Origin of the sequence: Mycobacterium sp. ACS1612 (assembly GCF_001667505.1) — a bacterium.
Classification (GTDB): Bacteria; Actinomycetota; Actinomycetes; order Mycobacteriales; family Mycobacteriaceae; genus Mycobacterium.
The window spans coordinates 83,427-97,577 of record NZ_LZHZ01000027.1 but is presented as its reverse complement, the minus strand read 5'-3'; the positions used below and the strand labels follow the sequence as shown (position 1 = coordinate 97,577).

At 67.0% G+C, this 14,151-nt stretch carries 16 protein-coding genes and 1 pseudogene; 13 read left to right on the top strand and 4 right to left on the bottom strand.

Annotated elements, in window-relative coordinates; genetic code table 11:
* Window positions 1–8 precede the first annotated feature (8 nt).
* Window positions 9–1,271 (bottom strand): diaminopimelate decarboxylase, encoded by a 1,263-nt coding sequence (lysA, locus tag A5724_RS11335; protein WP_067800914.1) that lies wholly within the window; start codon window positions 1,269–1,271, stop codon window positions 9–11.
* 54 nt (window positions 1,272–1,325) lie between these two features.
* On the opposite strand from lysA, the gene A5724_RS11330 reads away from it, so the two are divergent.
* From A5724_RS11330 to A5724_RS11320, 3 genes are read left to right on the top strand one after another with little or no spacing between them, the layout of a single operon-like run.
* Window positions 1,326–1,943 (top strand): TetR/AcrR family transcriptional regulator, encoded by a 618-nt coding sequence (locus A5724_RS11330; protein WP_067800911.1) that lies wholly within the window; start codon window positions 1,326–1,328, stop codon window positions 1,941–1,943.
* The gene (locus A5724_RS11325; RefSeq protein WP_067800909.1) at window positions 1,940–2,836 is read left to right on the top strand and encodes an SDR family NAD(P)-dependent oxidoreductase; all 897 of its coding nucleotides are present in this window, start codon (window positions 1,940–1,942) and stop codon (window positions 2,834–2,836) included. Before A5724_RS11330 ends, A5724_RS11325 begins: the two co-directional genes overlap by 4 nt.
* A 10-nt stretch (window positions 2,837–2,846) precedes the next feature.
* Window positions 2,847–4,016, top strand: coding sequence for an MFS transporter (locus A5724_RS11320; protein ID WP_067800906.1), 1,170 nt, complete (start codon window positions 2,847–2,849; stop codon window positions 4,014–4,016).
* Here the strand turns inward: A5724_RS11320 and A5724_RS11315 are convergent.
* Window positions 3,985–4,308: a multidrug efflux SMR transporter gene (locus A5724_RS11315; protein ID WP_067800903.1), complete on the bottom strand. Its 324-nt coding sequence runs from the start codon at window positions 4,306–4,308 to the stop codon at window positions 3,985–3,987. The genes A5724_RS11320 and A5724_RS11315 overlap by 32 nt on opposite strands.
* Entirely contained in the window at window positions 4,308–4,640 is a 333-nt protein-coding gene (locus A5724_RS11310) for a multidrug efflux SMR transporter (RefSeq protein ID WP_067800899.1), read from the bottom strand. The genes A5724_RS11315 and A5724_RS11310 overlap by 1 nt, the downstream gene beginning before the upstream one ends.
* 87 nt (window positions 4,641–4,727) lie before the next feature.
* Here A5724_RS11310 and A5724_RS11305 point away from each other — a divergent pair, with 87 nt between their 5' ends.
* The 7 genes and pseudogenes from A5724_RS11305 to A5724_RS11275 all read left to right on the top strand — a co-directional run bounded on the left by A5724_RS11305 (window position 4,728) and on the right by A5724_RS11275 (window position 11,882).
* Window positions 4,728–6,266, top strand: a complete 1,539-nt coding sequence (locus A5724_RS11305; RefSeq protein WP_067800896.1) for a carboxylesterase/lipase family protein — start codon at window positions 4,728–4,730, stop codon at window positions 6,264–6,266.
* 36 nt (window positions 6,267–6,302) lie between these two features.
* On the top strand, window positions 6,303–7,217 hold the full coding sequence (locus A5724_RS11300) for a sterol desaturase family protein (protein ID WP_369830621.1): 915 nt from the start codon (window positions 6,303–6,305) through the stop codon (window positions 7,215–7,217).
* Between the two features lie 29 nt (window positions 7,218–7,246).
* Window positions 7,247–7,729 (top strand): cation:proton antiporter regulatory subunit, encoded by a 483-nt coding sequence (locus A5724_RS11295; protein WP_067800893.1) that lies wholly within the window; start codon window positions 7,247–7,249, stop codon window positions 7,727–7,729.
* Between the two features lie 3 nt (window positions 7,730–7,732).
* Entirely contained in the window at window positions 7,733–8,887 is a 1,155-nt protein-coding gene (locus A5724_RS11290) for a cation:proton antiporter (RefSeq protein WP_067800890.1), read from the top strand.
* Window positions 8,888–8,897: 10 nt separating this feature from the next.
* On the top strand, window positions 8,898–10,304 hold the full coding sequence (locus A5724_RS11285; RefSeq protein WP_067800886.1) for an FAD-binding oxidoreductase: 1,407 nt from the start codon (window positions 8,898–8,900) through the stop codon (window positions 10,302–10,304).
* Between the two features lie 94 nt (window positions 10,305–10,398).
* Window positions 10,399–11,030, top strand: a pseudogene (locus A5724_RS11280) (LysM peptidoglycan-binding domain-containing protein).
* A 186-nt stretch (window positions 11,031–11,216) separates the two neighbouring features.
* Window positions 11,217–11,882 (top strand): hypothetical protein, encoded by a 666-nt coding sequence (locus A5724_RS11275; protein ID WP_082964970.1) that lies wholly within the window; start codon window positions 11,217–11,219, stop codon window positions 11,880–11,882.
* On the opposite strand, the gene A5724_RS11270 is transcribed toward A5724_RS11275, so the two are convergent.
* Window positions 11,879–12,319: a nitroreductase/quinone reductase family protein gene (locus tag A5724_RS11270; RefSeq protein ID WP_067800879.1), complete on the bottom strand. Its 441-nt coding sequence runs from the start codon at window positions 12,317–12,319 to the stop codon at window positions 11,879–11,881. The genes A5724_RS11275 and A5724_RS11270 overlap by 4 nt on opposite strands.
* 102 nt (window positions 12,320–12,421) lie before the next feature.
* Here A5724_RS11270 and A5724_RS11265 point away from each other — a divergent pair, with 102 nt between their 5' ends.
* From A5724_RS11265 to A5724_RS11255, 3 genes are read left to right on the top strand one after another with little or no spacing between them, the layout of a single operon-like run.
* Window positions 12,422–13,105: a TetR/AcrR family transcriptional regulator gene (locus A5724_RS11265; protein WP_067800876.1), complete on the top strand. Its 684-nt coding sequence runs from the start codon at window positions 12,422–12,424 to the stop codon at window positions 13,103–13,105.
* A 43-nt stretch (window positions 13,106–13,148) separates the two neighbouring features.
* Window positions 13,149–13,481: a helix-turn-helix transcriptional regulator gene (locus A5724_RS11260; RefSeq protein ID WP_067800873.1), complete on the top strand. Its 333-nt coding sequence runs from the start codon at window positions 13,149–13,151 to the stop codon at window positions 13,479–13,481.
* The gene (locus tag A5724_RS11255; protein WP_067800870.1) at window positions 13,478–14,125 is read left to right on the top strand and encodes an SRPBCC family protein; all 648 of its coding nucleotides are present in this window, start codon (window positions 13,478–13,480) and stop codon (window positions 14,123–14,125) included. Before A5724_RS11260 ends, A5724_RS11255 begins: the two co-directional genes overlap by 4 nt.
* Window positions 14,126–14,151: the final 26 nt, after the last annotated feature.

Here is a 14,151-nt window from a genome sequence, read left to right as displayed (position 1 = left end):
GCCCGGTGTCAGTCGACATCGCGCATCAACAAATCGTCCCAGGTATCCCGTCGCACCACGAGCCGGGCATACCCGTTGTGCGCGAAGATAACCGGGACGCGGCGAGCGCCGTTGTACTGATTCGACATCGTGTAGCAGTACGCGCCGGTGACCGGTACGGCAAGCAGGTCACCGACGGCAGGCTCGCGCAGCGGCACGCCGTCGACGAGCTGATCGCCGGATTCGCAGTGCCGCCCGACCACGCTGACCACCTCGCCTCCGCCGACCCTGTCGACGATCGTCGCCTCGAAGCGCTGTCCGGTGAGCGAGACTTCGAGGTTGTCGCCCATGCCGCCGTCCACCGCCACGTGGGTGACGACGCCGCGCTTGATCGTGGTGATCCGGTAGACCGTGCACGCGCTGGTGGCGACCATGCTGCGGCCGGGCTCGACGATGATGCGCGCGCCCGTCGGAAGCAGGGCCTTGGCCTGGCCGATCATCGCGTCGGCGTAGTCGTCGAGGGTGGGTGGGTGCTCGTCGTAGGTGTACCGGACCCCGAGTCCGCCGCCGAGGTCGTAGACATCGAACGTGCCGAGCGCCGCGATCGGCGCGACCGCCTGAGCAAGTTGGTCGACGTCGAGCAGTTGCGAGCCGACGTGGGTGTGCACGCCGTCGAGGCGCAACTTGGCGCTGCGTTCGATCCGCATGATCGCGTCGCGCGCGTCGGCGGGCAGCAAGCCGAACTTCGATCCGGCGTGTCCTGTCGCCTGCGAGGCGTGGGTGGCGGCCTCGACACCCGGGATGACCCGGACCAGGCACGGCTGTGGACGGCCGACTGCCACGATGCGTTCGAGCCTGTCGATGTCGTCGAAGTTGTCGACCACGACCAGGCCGACGCCGTGTTGGACCGCCAGCGTCAGTTCCTCGTCGCTCTTGGCGTTGCCGTGCAGCACCAGCCTGCCCGGATCTGCGCCCGCCTTGAGGGCGGTCAAGATCTCGCCGCCGCCGGCCACGTCGAGATGTAGCCCCTCTTCGACCATCACCCGCTGAACGGCGGTGCAGGGGAACGACTTTGACGCGAAAGCCACATCCGAGCGCGACCACCGGCCACGGAACGCTGCCAGGTAGTCGCGGGCCCGCTGCCGCAGGGCGTCCTCCGAAACGACGATGGCCGGCGTGCCGAACTGCTCGACGACCTCGTCGAGTCGACAACCTCCGACGGTGAGGGTGCCGTCGTCGGCCACGGCGGTTCCCGGCGGAAACAGACCGACAAGCTCGGCTCTGGTCGTCATCGGTAGAGCCTCCCACCAGACCGGCACGAAATTCTCTGCTATCCTCTGTCTGTAATGATCCCTACAGAAGCGCGTCAGACGAAAAAGCAGCTCCAGGGTCAGCAGTCCCGCGAGCTGATCCTCGATGCCACCGAGCGGTTGATGGCCACCCGCGGGTATGCCGCGACGTCGATCAACGACATCCGCAAGGCGTGTGGTTTGCCGCCGAGTTCGATCTACTGGCATTTCGGCTCGAAACAAGGCGTGCTCGCCGCGGTGATGCAACGCGGCGCCGACCGATTCTTCGCGGCGATCCCGACGACCGAGGATGTGCAAGCGCAGTTAGCGGTGGTGTCCACGCTGCAAGCCGAGCACCCCGATTTCCTGCGGCTCTTCTACATGCTGTCCCTCGAGCGCGACAACGATCCCGCCGTCGCGGCGGTGATCCGTCAGGTCCGCGACACCGCGATCGGCCAGTTCCGCGACGCGATCACCCAACTGCTCCCTGCGGGCGTACCGCGGTCCAAGGCCGATCGGGTGGTCGCCGAACTGACGACGGTGGCGGTCGCGCTCTCAGACGGCATCTATTTCGCCGAGCACCTCGAACCCGACGGCACCGATGTCGCACGGATGTACCGCCGGCTGGTCCAGGCCGTGTCGGCACTCGTTCCGATTCTGTTGGAGGAGAAATGAATACGAAGGCAGCGATCATCACCGGAGCCAGCTCGGGACTCGGCCTGGAATGCGCGCGCGCGTTGCTGCGCAGTGACCCGTCGTGGCACGTCGTGCTACCGGTCCGCGACATCGGCCGTGGCAACGCGGCCGTCGACGAACTGGGGGACCCGGCTCGGTGCACGGTGATGCCCATGGACCTCGCGTCGTTGGCATCGGTGCGTGCGTTCACTGAGGCGTTCCACGCGGCGGGTCTGCCGCCGCTGCATGCGATCGTGTGCAACGCCGGTGTCCAGGTGGTGTCGGGCACGGAGTACACGCAAGACGGCGTCGAGATGACGTTCGGCGTCAACCATCTCGGGCATTTCGCGTTGGTGCAGGGGCTTCTCGCGGAACTGACGCTGCCGGCCCGAATCCTGGTGGTCAGCAGCGGAACTCACGACCCGGCCAAATTCACCGGCATGCCCGATCCCCGATACACCTCCGCCGCCGGCCTCGCACACCCCGACGAATCGGAGCCCGCCGACGGCCGTCGCCGCTACACCACGTCGAAGCTGTGCAACGTGTTGTTCACCTACGAACTCGACCGCAGGCTCGGCGGTGGTGTGACGGTGAACGCGTTCGACCCCGGCCTGATGCCGGGCTCCGGGCTGGCCCGTGACTACTCGCCGCTGGGGCGGTTCGCGTGGCGCTATCTGTTCCCCGCACTGCGGGTGTTGCCGAACGTGAACAGCACGCGAGCCTCGGGGCGCCGTCTGGCGGCCCTCGTCAACGACGCCCGCTTCGACGGCGTCAGCGGCAGGTACTTCGAGGGACGACGGCCGATCAAGTCGTCGGAGGAGTCGTATGACCGCGACAAGGCGTGCGATCTGTTCCAGACCAGCGACGCGCTGCTGACCCACGCGTGCAAGTAATGTCGACTCAGTGACGCTGGACCAGAGAGCCCGGGTCGCGGTCGCGGCCCTGTTCCTGACCAACGGAGCGATCTTCGCCAATCTGCTGCCGCGCTATCCCGAGATCAAATCCGACCTGCACCTGTCCAACGCCGTCTACGGCGCCTCGATCGCCGCGTTCTCGGCCGGCGCGCTGGTGGCGGGGTTGGCGGCCGGTGCACTGATTCGCCGGTTCCACTCCTCGCGGGTCGCGGTGATCGCCACGGTGATTCTCGCGACGTTCGTCGTCGTTGCCGGCCTGGCCAACGCACCGCTGCTGTTCGCGGCCGCGTTGTTCGTCGCGGGCGCGTCGGACTCGATCACCGACGTAGCGCAGAACGCGCACGCACTTCGGGTGCAGCGCAATTACGGCCGCTCGATCATCAACTCTTTTCACGCCGTGTGGGCGGTCGGCGCCATCCTCGGTGGCCTGATGGGCGCGGGCGCGATCGCGATCCACATGCCGAGGGCGACGCATCTGTTGATCGCGGCAGTGGTGTTCAGCGTGGTGGTCCTGGTCGCGTATCCGTACCTGTTGCGTGGCGCGGACCACGACGACCACCCGGCCGCACACTCGGCAGGCGGGAACGCCGGCTTGGCGGTGTACGCGACGCTGCTCGCCCTGGTGCTGATCGCCATCGCGGGCGCGACGGTCGAGGACGCCGGAAGTAGTTGGGCCACACTGTATTTGCGCGACAGTTTGGGCGCACCGGGAGCGCTTGCGGTATTCGGTTACGTCGCGCTGGTCGGCTTCATGTTCCTCGGCAGGCTGATCGGCGACCGCTTGGTGGACCGCTACGGCGAGCGTCTCGTGGTGCGGGCGGGCGGGTTGATCGCCGCCGTCGGGATGGGCGCCGCGCTCGCGTTTCCCACCGTGCCAGGAACCATCGCGGGCTTCGCCGCCGCGGGCTTCGGCGTCGCGACGCTGATACCGGCGGCCATGCACGGCGCCGACCAACTGCCGGGCATGCGTCCCGGCAGCGGGTTGACGGTGGTGACGTGGCTGATGCGGATCGGCTTCTTCGGTGCCCCGTTGCTCGTCGGCGTGGTCGCCGACGCCACCAGCCTGCGCGTCGGCCTGCTTTCCGTGCCGATCGCGGGTATCACCGTGGTGGCGCTGGCAGGCGCGCTCAATGCACGGCGCCTGCCATCTCGATCGTGAGCACCCCCGCCACGATCAGCGCAATGCCTGCCACCATCACCCAGGTGAGCGGTTCCCCGAACAGGTAGCGGGCGATCACCGCGACCAGAGCCACCCCGCATGCGGTCCACACGCCGTAGGCGATCCCCACGGGCATGCCCAGCGACAACGTCAACCACAGCAGATAGAACGAGGCGAGGTAACCGACCGTCACGGGCACGATCCACGCCCTCTTGCGGAAGCCGTCGGAAGCGCGCAGCGACAGCGTGGCGAACACCTCGACCAGGATCGCGGCGCCGAGCGTCCACCACATCACGACTGGTCCGCAGGACGCGAACCGAACTCGACCAACAGCACGCCGCCGATGATCAGTACGATGCCCGCCGCGATCGGCCAGGTGAACGGATCGCCGAAGATGGTCGCCGCGAGCACCGCCGTGGCGGCGGTGCCGCACGCGCCCCAGATGCCGTACGCGACCCCGACCGGCATGCCCGCCCTCAACACCGCCGTCAGCAGGATGAAGGAGCCGATGTATCCGGCACCGACCAGCACCAACCACGCCGAATGATCTTGAGACGCCCGCAGAGCCAGGGTGGCCGCGACCTCGACCGCAATCGCCGCGATCAGCAGCACCCACTTTTGCACCAGGCCAACCTAGCTCAGCGTCTGTGCGCCTCGACACGTGACGGGAATCTCCCGGTTAGCTGTGCTATCGATGGGTAGCCTCGGAGTATGAGCAGCGTTGTCGATACCGCACACGGCCCTGTCCGTGGCGTAGACGACGGCGTCGTCACATCGTGGAAAGGGGTTCGCTACGCCGCCCCGCCGGTCGGCGATCTGCGGTGGCGTGCGCCGCAGCCGCCGAAGCCGTGGACAGAGGCGGCCGATGGCGGCATCCTCGGTCCCGTCTGTCCGCAGCCGGTCGATCCGAGGATCCCGATCGATCTCGGCGCCCCGCAGGGCGACGACTGTCTCACGCTGAACATCTGGGCGTCGTCGAAGACTACAGGCGGCGACCGCAAGCCGGTGCTGGTGTGGATCCACGGCGGCGCCTATGTCCTGGGTTCTGCCAATCAGCCGCTGTACGACGGCCGCGTTCTCGCCGCGGGCGGCGACGTCGTCGTCGTCACGGTGAACTACCGCCTCGGCGCGTTCGGGTTTCTGGACCTGTCGTCGTTCAGCACTCCGCGCCGCGAATTCGAAAGCAACATCGGCCTGCGTGACGTGCTGGCGGCGCTGCACTGGGTGCGCGACAACATCGCCGCGTTTGGCGGCGACCCCGACCGCGTCACGGTGTTCGGTGAATCGGCGGGCGCGGGAATCATCACCACGCTGCTGACCAGCCCGGCCGCCGCAGGACTTTTCGCAGGCGCGATCGCGCAGAGTTCACCGGCGACGTCGCTGTACGACCCGAGCCGAGCCCGCCGGGTCGCCGAGCAGTTCGTCGCGGCACTCGGCTTGCGGCCCAACGAGATCGACCGGCTCACTGACGCGCCGAACGAAGCACTGGTGGCCGCGTCTCGCACGCTGTTCAACGATGTGCCGGTGCAGAGTCCCGGCACGTTGGCCTTCGCGCCGATCGTCGACGGCGATCTGGTGCCCGACCATCCCGTGAAGTTGGCCCGTCAGGGCCGGTCGCATCCGGTCCCGCTGATCATCGGCACCAACAAACACGAGGCGGCGCTGTTCCGCTGGATGAAGTCCCCGCTGATGCCGATCACCCCGGAGGCCATCAACGCGATGTTCACGCAGATCGCCTCGGAGCAGCCGAATCTGGTGCTGCCCACCGACGAGCAGATCGAGGCGGCGTATCCGGGCCTGAAGGGCAAGGCCCGCGGCATGGGCGTGGCGCGCGACATCGGTTTCCGGATGCCGACGGTCTGGCTGGCCGAGGGGCACAGCGCTGTGGCGCCGGTGTATTTGTACCGATTCGATTGGGCTACACCGATGTTGCGGTTGCTGCGACTGTCGGGTGCGCACGCCACCGAACTGCCCTTCGTGTGGGGCAACCTGATCGCGGGCCCCAAGGATCCGACCTTCCGGCTCGGCGGCATGAAGACGGGCAAGGCGGTGTCGGCCCGCATCCGGGCCCGCTGGTGCAACTTCGCGACGCACGCCAAGCCCATCGGGCTCGACGGCGAACCGGAATGGCTGCCGTACGTCGAGGCCGACCGCGCCTGCCTGCTGATCGACCGGCAGGACTCCATCGTCAACGACATCGACCTGCACCTCCGGTCGGCGTGGGGCAGTGAGGTGCTCAGCTTCCGCTAGCGGCGCGCCAGCTAAACTCGTCGCGGAGGTGTCGTCGTGGACTTGGCAAACGCATTCTCGGATGTGCTGCCGCCGCTGATGCACGACCCCGTGATGTATGCGGTGCCGTTTTTCCTGCTGATGCTGATCATCGAGTGGACCGCGGCGGGCAAGCTCGCGCACACCGAGGGAGAGCGTGCACCGTCGGGCGCGTATTACCGACCCGACGCGTTCGCCAGCATCTGGATGGGGCTGGTGTCGGTCGCGACCAGCGGAGTGCTCAATGCGATTGCGCTGCTGGGATACGCGGCCTTATACGCGTACGTCGCACCGTGGCACCTCCCCGCGACGCAGTGGTACACCTGGGTGATCGCGATCGTGGGGGTCGACTTCCTCTACTACTGGTATCACCGGATGGCGCACCGCGTTCGCATCTTCTGGGCCACCCACCAGGCGCACCATTCGAGCCAGTACTTCAACTTCGCCACCGCGTTGCGGCAGAAGTGGAACATCAGCGGCGACGTGTTCCTACGAGCGTTGTTGCCGCTCTTCGGCGTTCCGCCGTGGCTGGTGTTCCTGTCCTTCTCGATCAACTTGGTCTACCAGTTCTGGATTCACACCGAACGCATCGGCAAACTATGGCGGCCAATCGAATTCATCTTCAACACGCCGTCCCACCACAGGGTGCACCACGGCATGGATCAGCAGTACCTTGACCGCAACTACGGCGGCATCCTGATCCTGTTCGACCGGCTGTTCGGCAGCTTCCAGGCCGAGACCAGCAGGCCGCGTTACGGCCTGACCAAACAGGTGAACACCTTCAACATCTGGAGACTGCAGACTTTCGAGTACGTGGCCATCGCCCGTGATGTGCGCGGCGCCGCACGGTGGCGCGATCGACTCGGCTACATCTTCGGGCCGCCGGGATGGCAGCCTGTCCGCGCCGACGAATCGGCCAAAGTTCGCACCTAAAGGCGCACGCAACGGGGAATCATGAACTCATGGATGTCAGAGAGGTTCTGCTGCCCGGCGTCGGCCTGCGATACGAGTTCGAGAATCGGGACGGCGACCGCCTCGGCGTGGTAGCCAGGCGCACCGGGGATTTCGAGGTCGTCGTCTACCCGAAGGACGATCCGGACCAAGCGCAGGAAGTCTTCCGGCTCACCGACGAAGAGGCCGAGGCGCTGGCGCAGATCCTCGGCGCCCCGCGCATCGCCGAACGTTTCGCCGACCTGACCCGGGAAGTGCCCGGCCTCAACGCCGGACAGGTGACAATCCGGCCCGGCAGCCCATTCGTGGACCGGCCCCTCGGCGACACCAGGGCACGCACCCGCACCGGCGCATCGATCGTCGCGATCGTGCGCGACGAGGAGATCCTCGCTTCGCCAGGCCCCGCCGAAATCCTGCGGGCCAACGACGTTTTGGTGGTGATCGGCACCGAAGACGGCATCCGCGGAGTCGAAGCGATCGTCGTCTCGGGCTGAGCGATGGAGGTATCGGCGACGCTGCTGCTCGAGCTCGGCGTCATCCTCACCGCGCTCACCATCCTGGGCTCCGTTGCTCGCCGATACGCTTTATCACCCATCCCGCTGTATCTGGTGGCCGGTCTCGCGCTCGGGGAGGGCGGCATCGCGCCCATCCCGGCCGCCACCGGGTTCGTCAACACCGGGGCATCCATCGGGGTCGTCCTGCTGCTACTCACCCTCGGTCTGGAGTTCACGATCGGGGAGTTCGCAAGCAGTCTGCGCCGTCATATGTCTTCGGCTTGGGTGGACGTCGTGCTCAACGCGGCGCCGGGCGCGATCGCGGGCTGGTTGCTGGGCCTGGGCGGGGTAGGGATTCTGGCGTTGGCGGGTATCACCTACATCTCGTCGTCGGGAGTGATCGCGCGGCTGCTGTCCGACCTGCGCCGGCTGGGCAATAGGGAGACCCCGGCCGTGTTGTCGGTGCTGGTGCTCGAGGACTTCGCGATGGCCGCCTATCTGCCGCTGCTGGCGGTGTTGGCCGCGGGCGGCACGTGGCTGGAGGCCCTGTTGGGCATGGCGATCGCCGTCGCGGCGCTCAGCGTGGCCTTCGTGGCGTCGTACCGCTGGGGCCATCACGTGGGCCGGATCGTGGCGCATCCGGACAACGAGCAGTTGCTGCTGCGCATCCTCGGTCTGACGTTGATCGTCGCGGCGCTGGCCGAATTCGTGCACGCCTCCGCGGCAGTCGGAGCGTTTCTCGTGGGCCTGACACTGACCGGCGAATCGGCGCATCGGGCGCGTACCGTGCTCAGCCCGCTGCGTGACCTGTTCGCGGCGATCTTCTTCCTGTCGATCGGCATTTCCGTCGATCCAGCGAAACTGCTACCGATGCTGCCCGCCGCCATCGTGCTGGCGATCATCACGGCGGGCACCAAGGTGCTGACGGGTCAGTTCGCCGCCCGCCGGGACGGTGTCGGCAGGCCGGGCCAGTTGCGCGCGGGCACAGCGCTGATCGCGCGCGGCGAATTCTCGTTGGTCATCATCGGCCTGGTGGGCACCACGTATGAGGCGGTCGAAGCGGTCGCGACGCCGTACGTGTTCATTCTGGCCATGGTCGGGCCGGTGCTGGCCCGGTTCACCGGCGGATCTTCACCACGATCCGCACGGAGCCCGTAGTCTCCGGCATGTGGAGACGGTGTTTGATGCCCCGGTCGATGCGGGGCTGATCGAACGTGCCCTTGCGGCAACCTCGTTCGGCTCGATGTGGCTTGACATCCCGCGGCCGGAGTACCCGCGGGCGACGGGATCGGTGATCTGCGACCTGCTCGTGGTCGGCGGCGGCTACGCCGGACTGTGGACCGCATTGCATGCCGCGCAGCGGTATCCGGACCGTCGGATCGTGCTGGTCGAGGCAAACCGGATCGGGTGGGCGGCGTCCGGTCGCAACGGCGGCTTCGTCGACGCCAGTCTGACCCACGGCCTGGAGAACGGAAAGACGCGCTGGCCCAACGAGATTGACACCATGGAGGCGATGGGCCGAGAGAACCTCGACGGCATGCAGGCCGATATCGAGTCGCTCGGACTGGACGCCGAGTGGCAACGCACCGGCATGCTGACGGTGGCAACCGAACCGCACCAGGTCAAATGGCTTTCCGACGCGGCCGCCGCAGGCGGGGGGCAATTCCTCGATCTGCGTGAAGTCCGCGACGAGGTGCATTCCCCGACGTACCTGGCCGGGCTGTACGAACCGGACAGCTGTGCGATCGTGCACCCGGCCAAACTCGCGTTCGAACTCGCCCGCGCATGCGCAGACGCAGGGGTGGTCATCTACGAGCACACCAACGCGACGCATCTGGATTCGGCGGGCGTCGCGCTGCATATTCAGGCCGGCGACGCCACCATCACCTGCCGCAACGCGGTGCTGGCCACCAATGTCTTTCCCAGCCTGCTGCGCCGCAACCGGCTGCGCACGGTGCCCGTCTACGACTACGTGTTGGCCACCGAACCGCTCAGCGATGCGCAATTGGACCGCATCGGCTGGCGGCGCAGACAGGGAATCGGCGACTCCGCCAACCAATTTCACTACTACCGGCTGACCATGGACAACCGCATCGTGTGGGGCGGTTACGACGCGGTCTACCATTACGGCCGCAGGGTCGACCCTCGCTACGAGGATCGGACCGCCACGTATCGACGACTTGCCGCGCACTTCTTCATCACCTTTCCCGCGCTAGAGGACGTTCGGTTCACCCACCGATGGGCTGGCGCGATCGACACCAACACCCGGTTCTGTGCGCACTGGGGACTGGCCCGCGACGGCCGGGTGGTCTACGTGAACGGGTTCACCGGCCTCGGCGTCGGCGCGGCACGGTTCGCCGCCGATGTGTGCCTCGATCTCCTCGACGGCGTTCCGACGAAGCGCACCGAATTGGAGATGGTGCGCAAGCGGCCGGTGCCGTTCCCGCCGGAACCTCTGGCCAGCATCGGCATCCAGGCGACTCGGTGGTCGCTGGATCGGGCCGACCACTCGGCGGGCCGGCGCAACGTCCTGCTGCGCACGCTGGATGCGTTGGGTCTCGGGTTCGATTCCTGATTCGTATTCCCCGCGGCGACAGCGGTGATCCGTAAGCTCAGCCGCATGACCGAAGACGACAACGAGCGAGGAACGAGCGAGGAGGAGTCGAGTAATGACTGACAGGCTGATGAACGGCGAGAAACTCGAACGCGGACAATCGTTGACGTCGCGCAACGTGCATACACCTTGACGCTGCAGAACGACGGGAACCTGGTGCTGGCCGCGCGCGGCCAGGCGGTGTGGGCGACGGGCACCAACGGGCAGGACGCCCAGCGCCTGGAAGTGCAAAAGGACGGCAACTGCGTGCTGTACACCTCGGACAAGCCGATCTGGCACACGGATACCAAGGGCGCCAAGGACGTTCGCCTCCTCTTGCAGGACGACCGCAACCTGGTGCTGTACGGATTCGACGGCCCGGCCTGGGCGTCGAACACCCAGACCGACGAAGAGCCTGCGGCTGCACCCCCTCCACCGCCGCCGCCTGCCGCTGAGGCGCCCGAGCCGAAGGTCGCCCCTGCCGCTGTAGCGGAGCCGGCACCCGAACCGGCTCGCCAACCAGCGCCCGCACCGCCACCGCCACCGCCACCACAACCGCGGACATACACGGTGGTCTCCGGCGACACCCTGTGGGCGATCTCGGAGCGCTTCTACGGCGACGGCAGCAAGTACCAGCAGATCGCCGATGCCAGTGGCGTATCGAACCCGGACCTGATCCACCCGGGTCAGGTGTTGACCATCCCTTAGCCAGGTCGCCACGGTGGCCCGTACCGAAAGGTCCGGGCCGTCACCGTGTTCCGGATATCAATTGTGTAACGTCGCAGCGTCGTACTCCGATGACCAATTGCGATGCTGTTATCGCAGCTCACCGCTACGCTTGACACGCTTGACACATGAAGATCGGAGGCGGCAGTGCGCCTACCTGGTTCGCGATTGCTGACCGCGGCGGCCGCGATCTTCACGGTCAGCCTGGGAGTGGCACCGGCGCACGCGACGCCCGGTGTGCTGGTGTTCCCCGGTATGGAGGTGCGCCAAGGCACCAACGTCTGCACGCTGGGCTACGTCGATCCGCAGATGCGGGTGGCGTTCACCGCTGGCCACTGCAGGGGCAGCGGTCAAGTGACCGACCGCGACGGCAACGTGATCGGTAGCCAAGCCGGGTTCCGCGACAACACGCCGAACGGCGCCACTGTCGACACCAACCATCAGATCGCCGACTGGGAGGCGATCAGCCTCACCCCCGACGTCGCAGTCAACAACATCCTGCCGGGTGGACGTGCCTTGGTCTCCGACCCGGGCGTGGCGCCCGCGCCGGGACTGCCGGTCTGCCATTTCGGTGTGGTCACGGGGGAGAGCTGCGGAACCATCGAAGCGGTGAACAACGGCTGGTTCACTATGGCCAACGGTGTGGTGAGCCAGAAGGGCGACTCCGGCGGGCCGGTGTACCACCTCACCTCCGACGGCCGGGCGGTGATCGTCGGCATGTTCAACAGCACCTGGGGGCAGTACCCGGCCGCGGTGTCGTGGCTGGAGGCCAGCCAGCAGGCGCGCGAAGACGTCATCTCCGCCGCCGCGGGTAGCGCACCGCCGGTGCCTTAACGCAGCAGCTCGAACACCGGGATATCCGGTGCGGCAGCGCGGATTTCGTCGACGGACGACTGCGGGGTCAGCCCGCCGATGTGACCTTTCACCTCCCAGTACCACCGGTCGAGGTACCGCTTGAGCAGCGGCGGCTTGGCGTCGTCGGCAACGTCCGCGATGCGCACCTCGCGACTACGCCACCGCGGACCCATTTCCACCGCGCCTGCCGCCCGCGCATTGCGTGCCCACTGGGTGTTGCCGCGCGGGGACACCACGAAGTCGCGGCCGTCGACGGTCAACAGGTTGATCACCACGCTGCGGCGCTTGCCCGTCTTGCGCCCCCGCACCCGCAGCGCGCGGGTGCCTGCGATGCTGATGCCGGCCTCGGCCAGCCAGCGGATCACCGCGTTCCCGGTGCGGGCGGCCAGGTTCGGTTCGTCATAGCGGACGGTCATCTGAGATCCTTTTCCATGTGAGAGCGGTGCTCTCTGTTCATGTTGGCACGCGGTCGGCGCAAATTCAAGAGCAGTGATCTCGTTTTATGCCACACTGAACGCGTGGGTAAGCGGCAGGAGTCACGCGAGAGGATCGAAGCGCAGATCATCGAACTCGGCAGGCGCCATCTGGTGACCGAGGGCGCGGCCGGATTGTCGCTGCGGGCCATTGCCCGCGACCTGGGCATGGTGTCGTCGGCGGTCTACCGCTATGTGGCAAACCGAGACGAACTGCTCACGCTGCTGCTCGTGGACGCCTACTCGGAGTTGGCCGACGCGGTCGACGAGGCCGCCGCGTCGTCCCGCGACTCGTGGCGCGAGCGGCTGATGACCATGATGCGCGCGGCCCGGGCGTGGGCGGTCGATCAGCCGGCCCGCTGGGCGCTTCTGTACGGCAGTCCGGTGCCCGGCTACCACGCGCCGCGCGAGCGCACCGTCGGACCGGGCACCCGGGTGGTCGGCGCGCTGTTCAACGCGGTGGCCGAGGGGGTCGCCGCCGGCGACATCCCGCAGACCAATGCCGCTGTCGCACAACCGTTGTCATCAGATTTCGACCGGCTTCGAGACGAATTCGACTTCGTCGGCGACGACTCGGCGGTAGGGAAGTGCTTCCTGCTCTGGGCCGGCCTGGTGGGCGCGATCAGCCTCGAGGTGTTCGGCCAGTACGGCGTCGACACGCTGACCGACCCCGAAGCGGTGTTCGACACCCAGGTACGACTGCTGGTCGCCGCGCTGACCGACCTATGATTCAGCCTTGACTTATATAAGTCCTAGCTTTTAGATTGATGCGGTGCACGCGTTCGACGTCCTCGGGGACCCGGTTCGCAGGCGGATACTGGAACTGATCGCCAACGGCGAGATGTCCGCCGGCGAGATCGGCGCTACCGTCCAGAACGAGTTCGCGATCAGCCAACCTGCGGTGTCGCAACATCTGAAAGTGCTGCGCGACAACGGGTTTGCGTCGGTGCGTCCGGACGGGCAGCGGCGACTGTATGCGGTGGACGGCAAGGGATTGCGCGATGTCGACGACTGGCTCGCCGGCTTCCGCGGATTCTGGACGCCGCATCTGAACGCGCTGGGCACGGAGATCGCCAGAGGCCAACGACGAAGGAAGACAACATGATCGAGATCGACGTCGACCATCAGATAACCGCGGTGACGCGCACCCTCGGCGGTCGCGACATCGATGCCGGGCAGGCACACGTCGTCACCGTCAGCCAGGCCTACGACACCGACCCCGAGGACCTGTGGGATGCGGTCACGAACATCGAGCGCATTCCGAGGTGGTTCCTGCCGATCAGCGGCGACCTCACGGTCGGCGGCAGCTACCAGCTCGAGGGCCACGCGGGAGGCACGGTCCTGACCTGCGATCCGCCGAAGAACTTCACCGCCACCTGGGAGTTCGGCGGCAACATCAGTTGGATCGACGTCAGTGTCGCGGCTGACGGCCCCGACCGCGCCCGGTTGATCCTCGAACACATCATTGGCGTCGCCGACGACGAGATCTGGCGCCAGTTCGGGCCTGGCGCGGCCGGCATGGGCTGGGATTCCATGCTGCTCGGATTGGCCTTGCACGCGGCGAGAAGCGCGGACGTCGATCCGTCGGTCGGCCAGCAGTGGCTGGCGACCGACGACGGACGCCGCTTCCTGGCGATGTCGTCGGAAGAGTGGTACGCCGCAAGCGTCGCATTCGGCGTGGAGGCGTCGACGGCGCGTGCGATGGCGGACCGGTGTCTGGCGGCCTACCTCGGCGAGGAACAAAACTAGAACACGTTCTAGCCAGGGGGTCGCCG

Coding starts and splice junctions, on each gene's coding strand:
- A5724_RS11255 (WP_067800870.1), top strand. CDS start 13,478: ATGATCGAGATCGACGTCGACCATCAGATAACCGCGGTGACGCGCACC.
- A5724_RS11305 (WP_067800896.1), top strand. CDS start 4,728: ATGAGCAGCGTTGTCGATACCGCACACGGCCCTGTCCGTGGCGTAGAC.
- A5724_RS11315 (WP_067800903.1), bottom strand. CDS start 4,308: ATGTGGTGGACGCTCGGCGCCGCGATCCTGGTCGAGGTGTTCGCCACG.
- A5724_RS11290 (WP_067800890.1), top strand. CDS start 7,733: ATGGAGGTATCGGCGACGCTGCTGCTCGAGCTCGGCGTCATCCTCACC.
- lysA (WP_067800914.1), bottom strand. CDS start 1,271: ATGACGACCAGAGCCGAGCTTGTCGGTCTGTTTCCGCCGGGAACCGCC.
- A5724_RS11270 (WP_067800879.1), bottom strand. CDS start 12,319: ATGACCGTCCGCTATGACGAACCGAACCTGGCCGCCCGCACCGGGAAC.
- A5724_RS11295 (WP_067800893.1), top strand. CDS start 7,247: ATGGATGTCAGAGAGGTTCTGCTGCCCGGCGTCGGCCTGCGATACGAG.
- A5724_RS11325 (WP_067800909.1), top strand. CDS start 1,940: ATGAATACGAAGGCAGCGATCATCACCGGAGCCAGCTCGGGACTCGGC.
- A5724_RS11330 (WP_067800911.1), top strand. CDS start 1,326: ATGATCCCTACAGAAGCGCGTCAGACGAAAAAGCAGCTCCAGGGTCAG.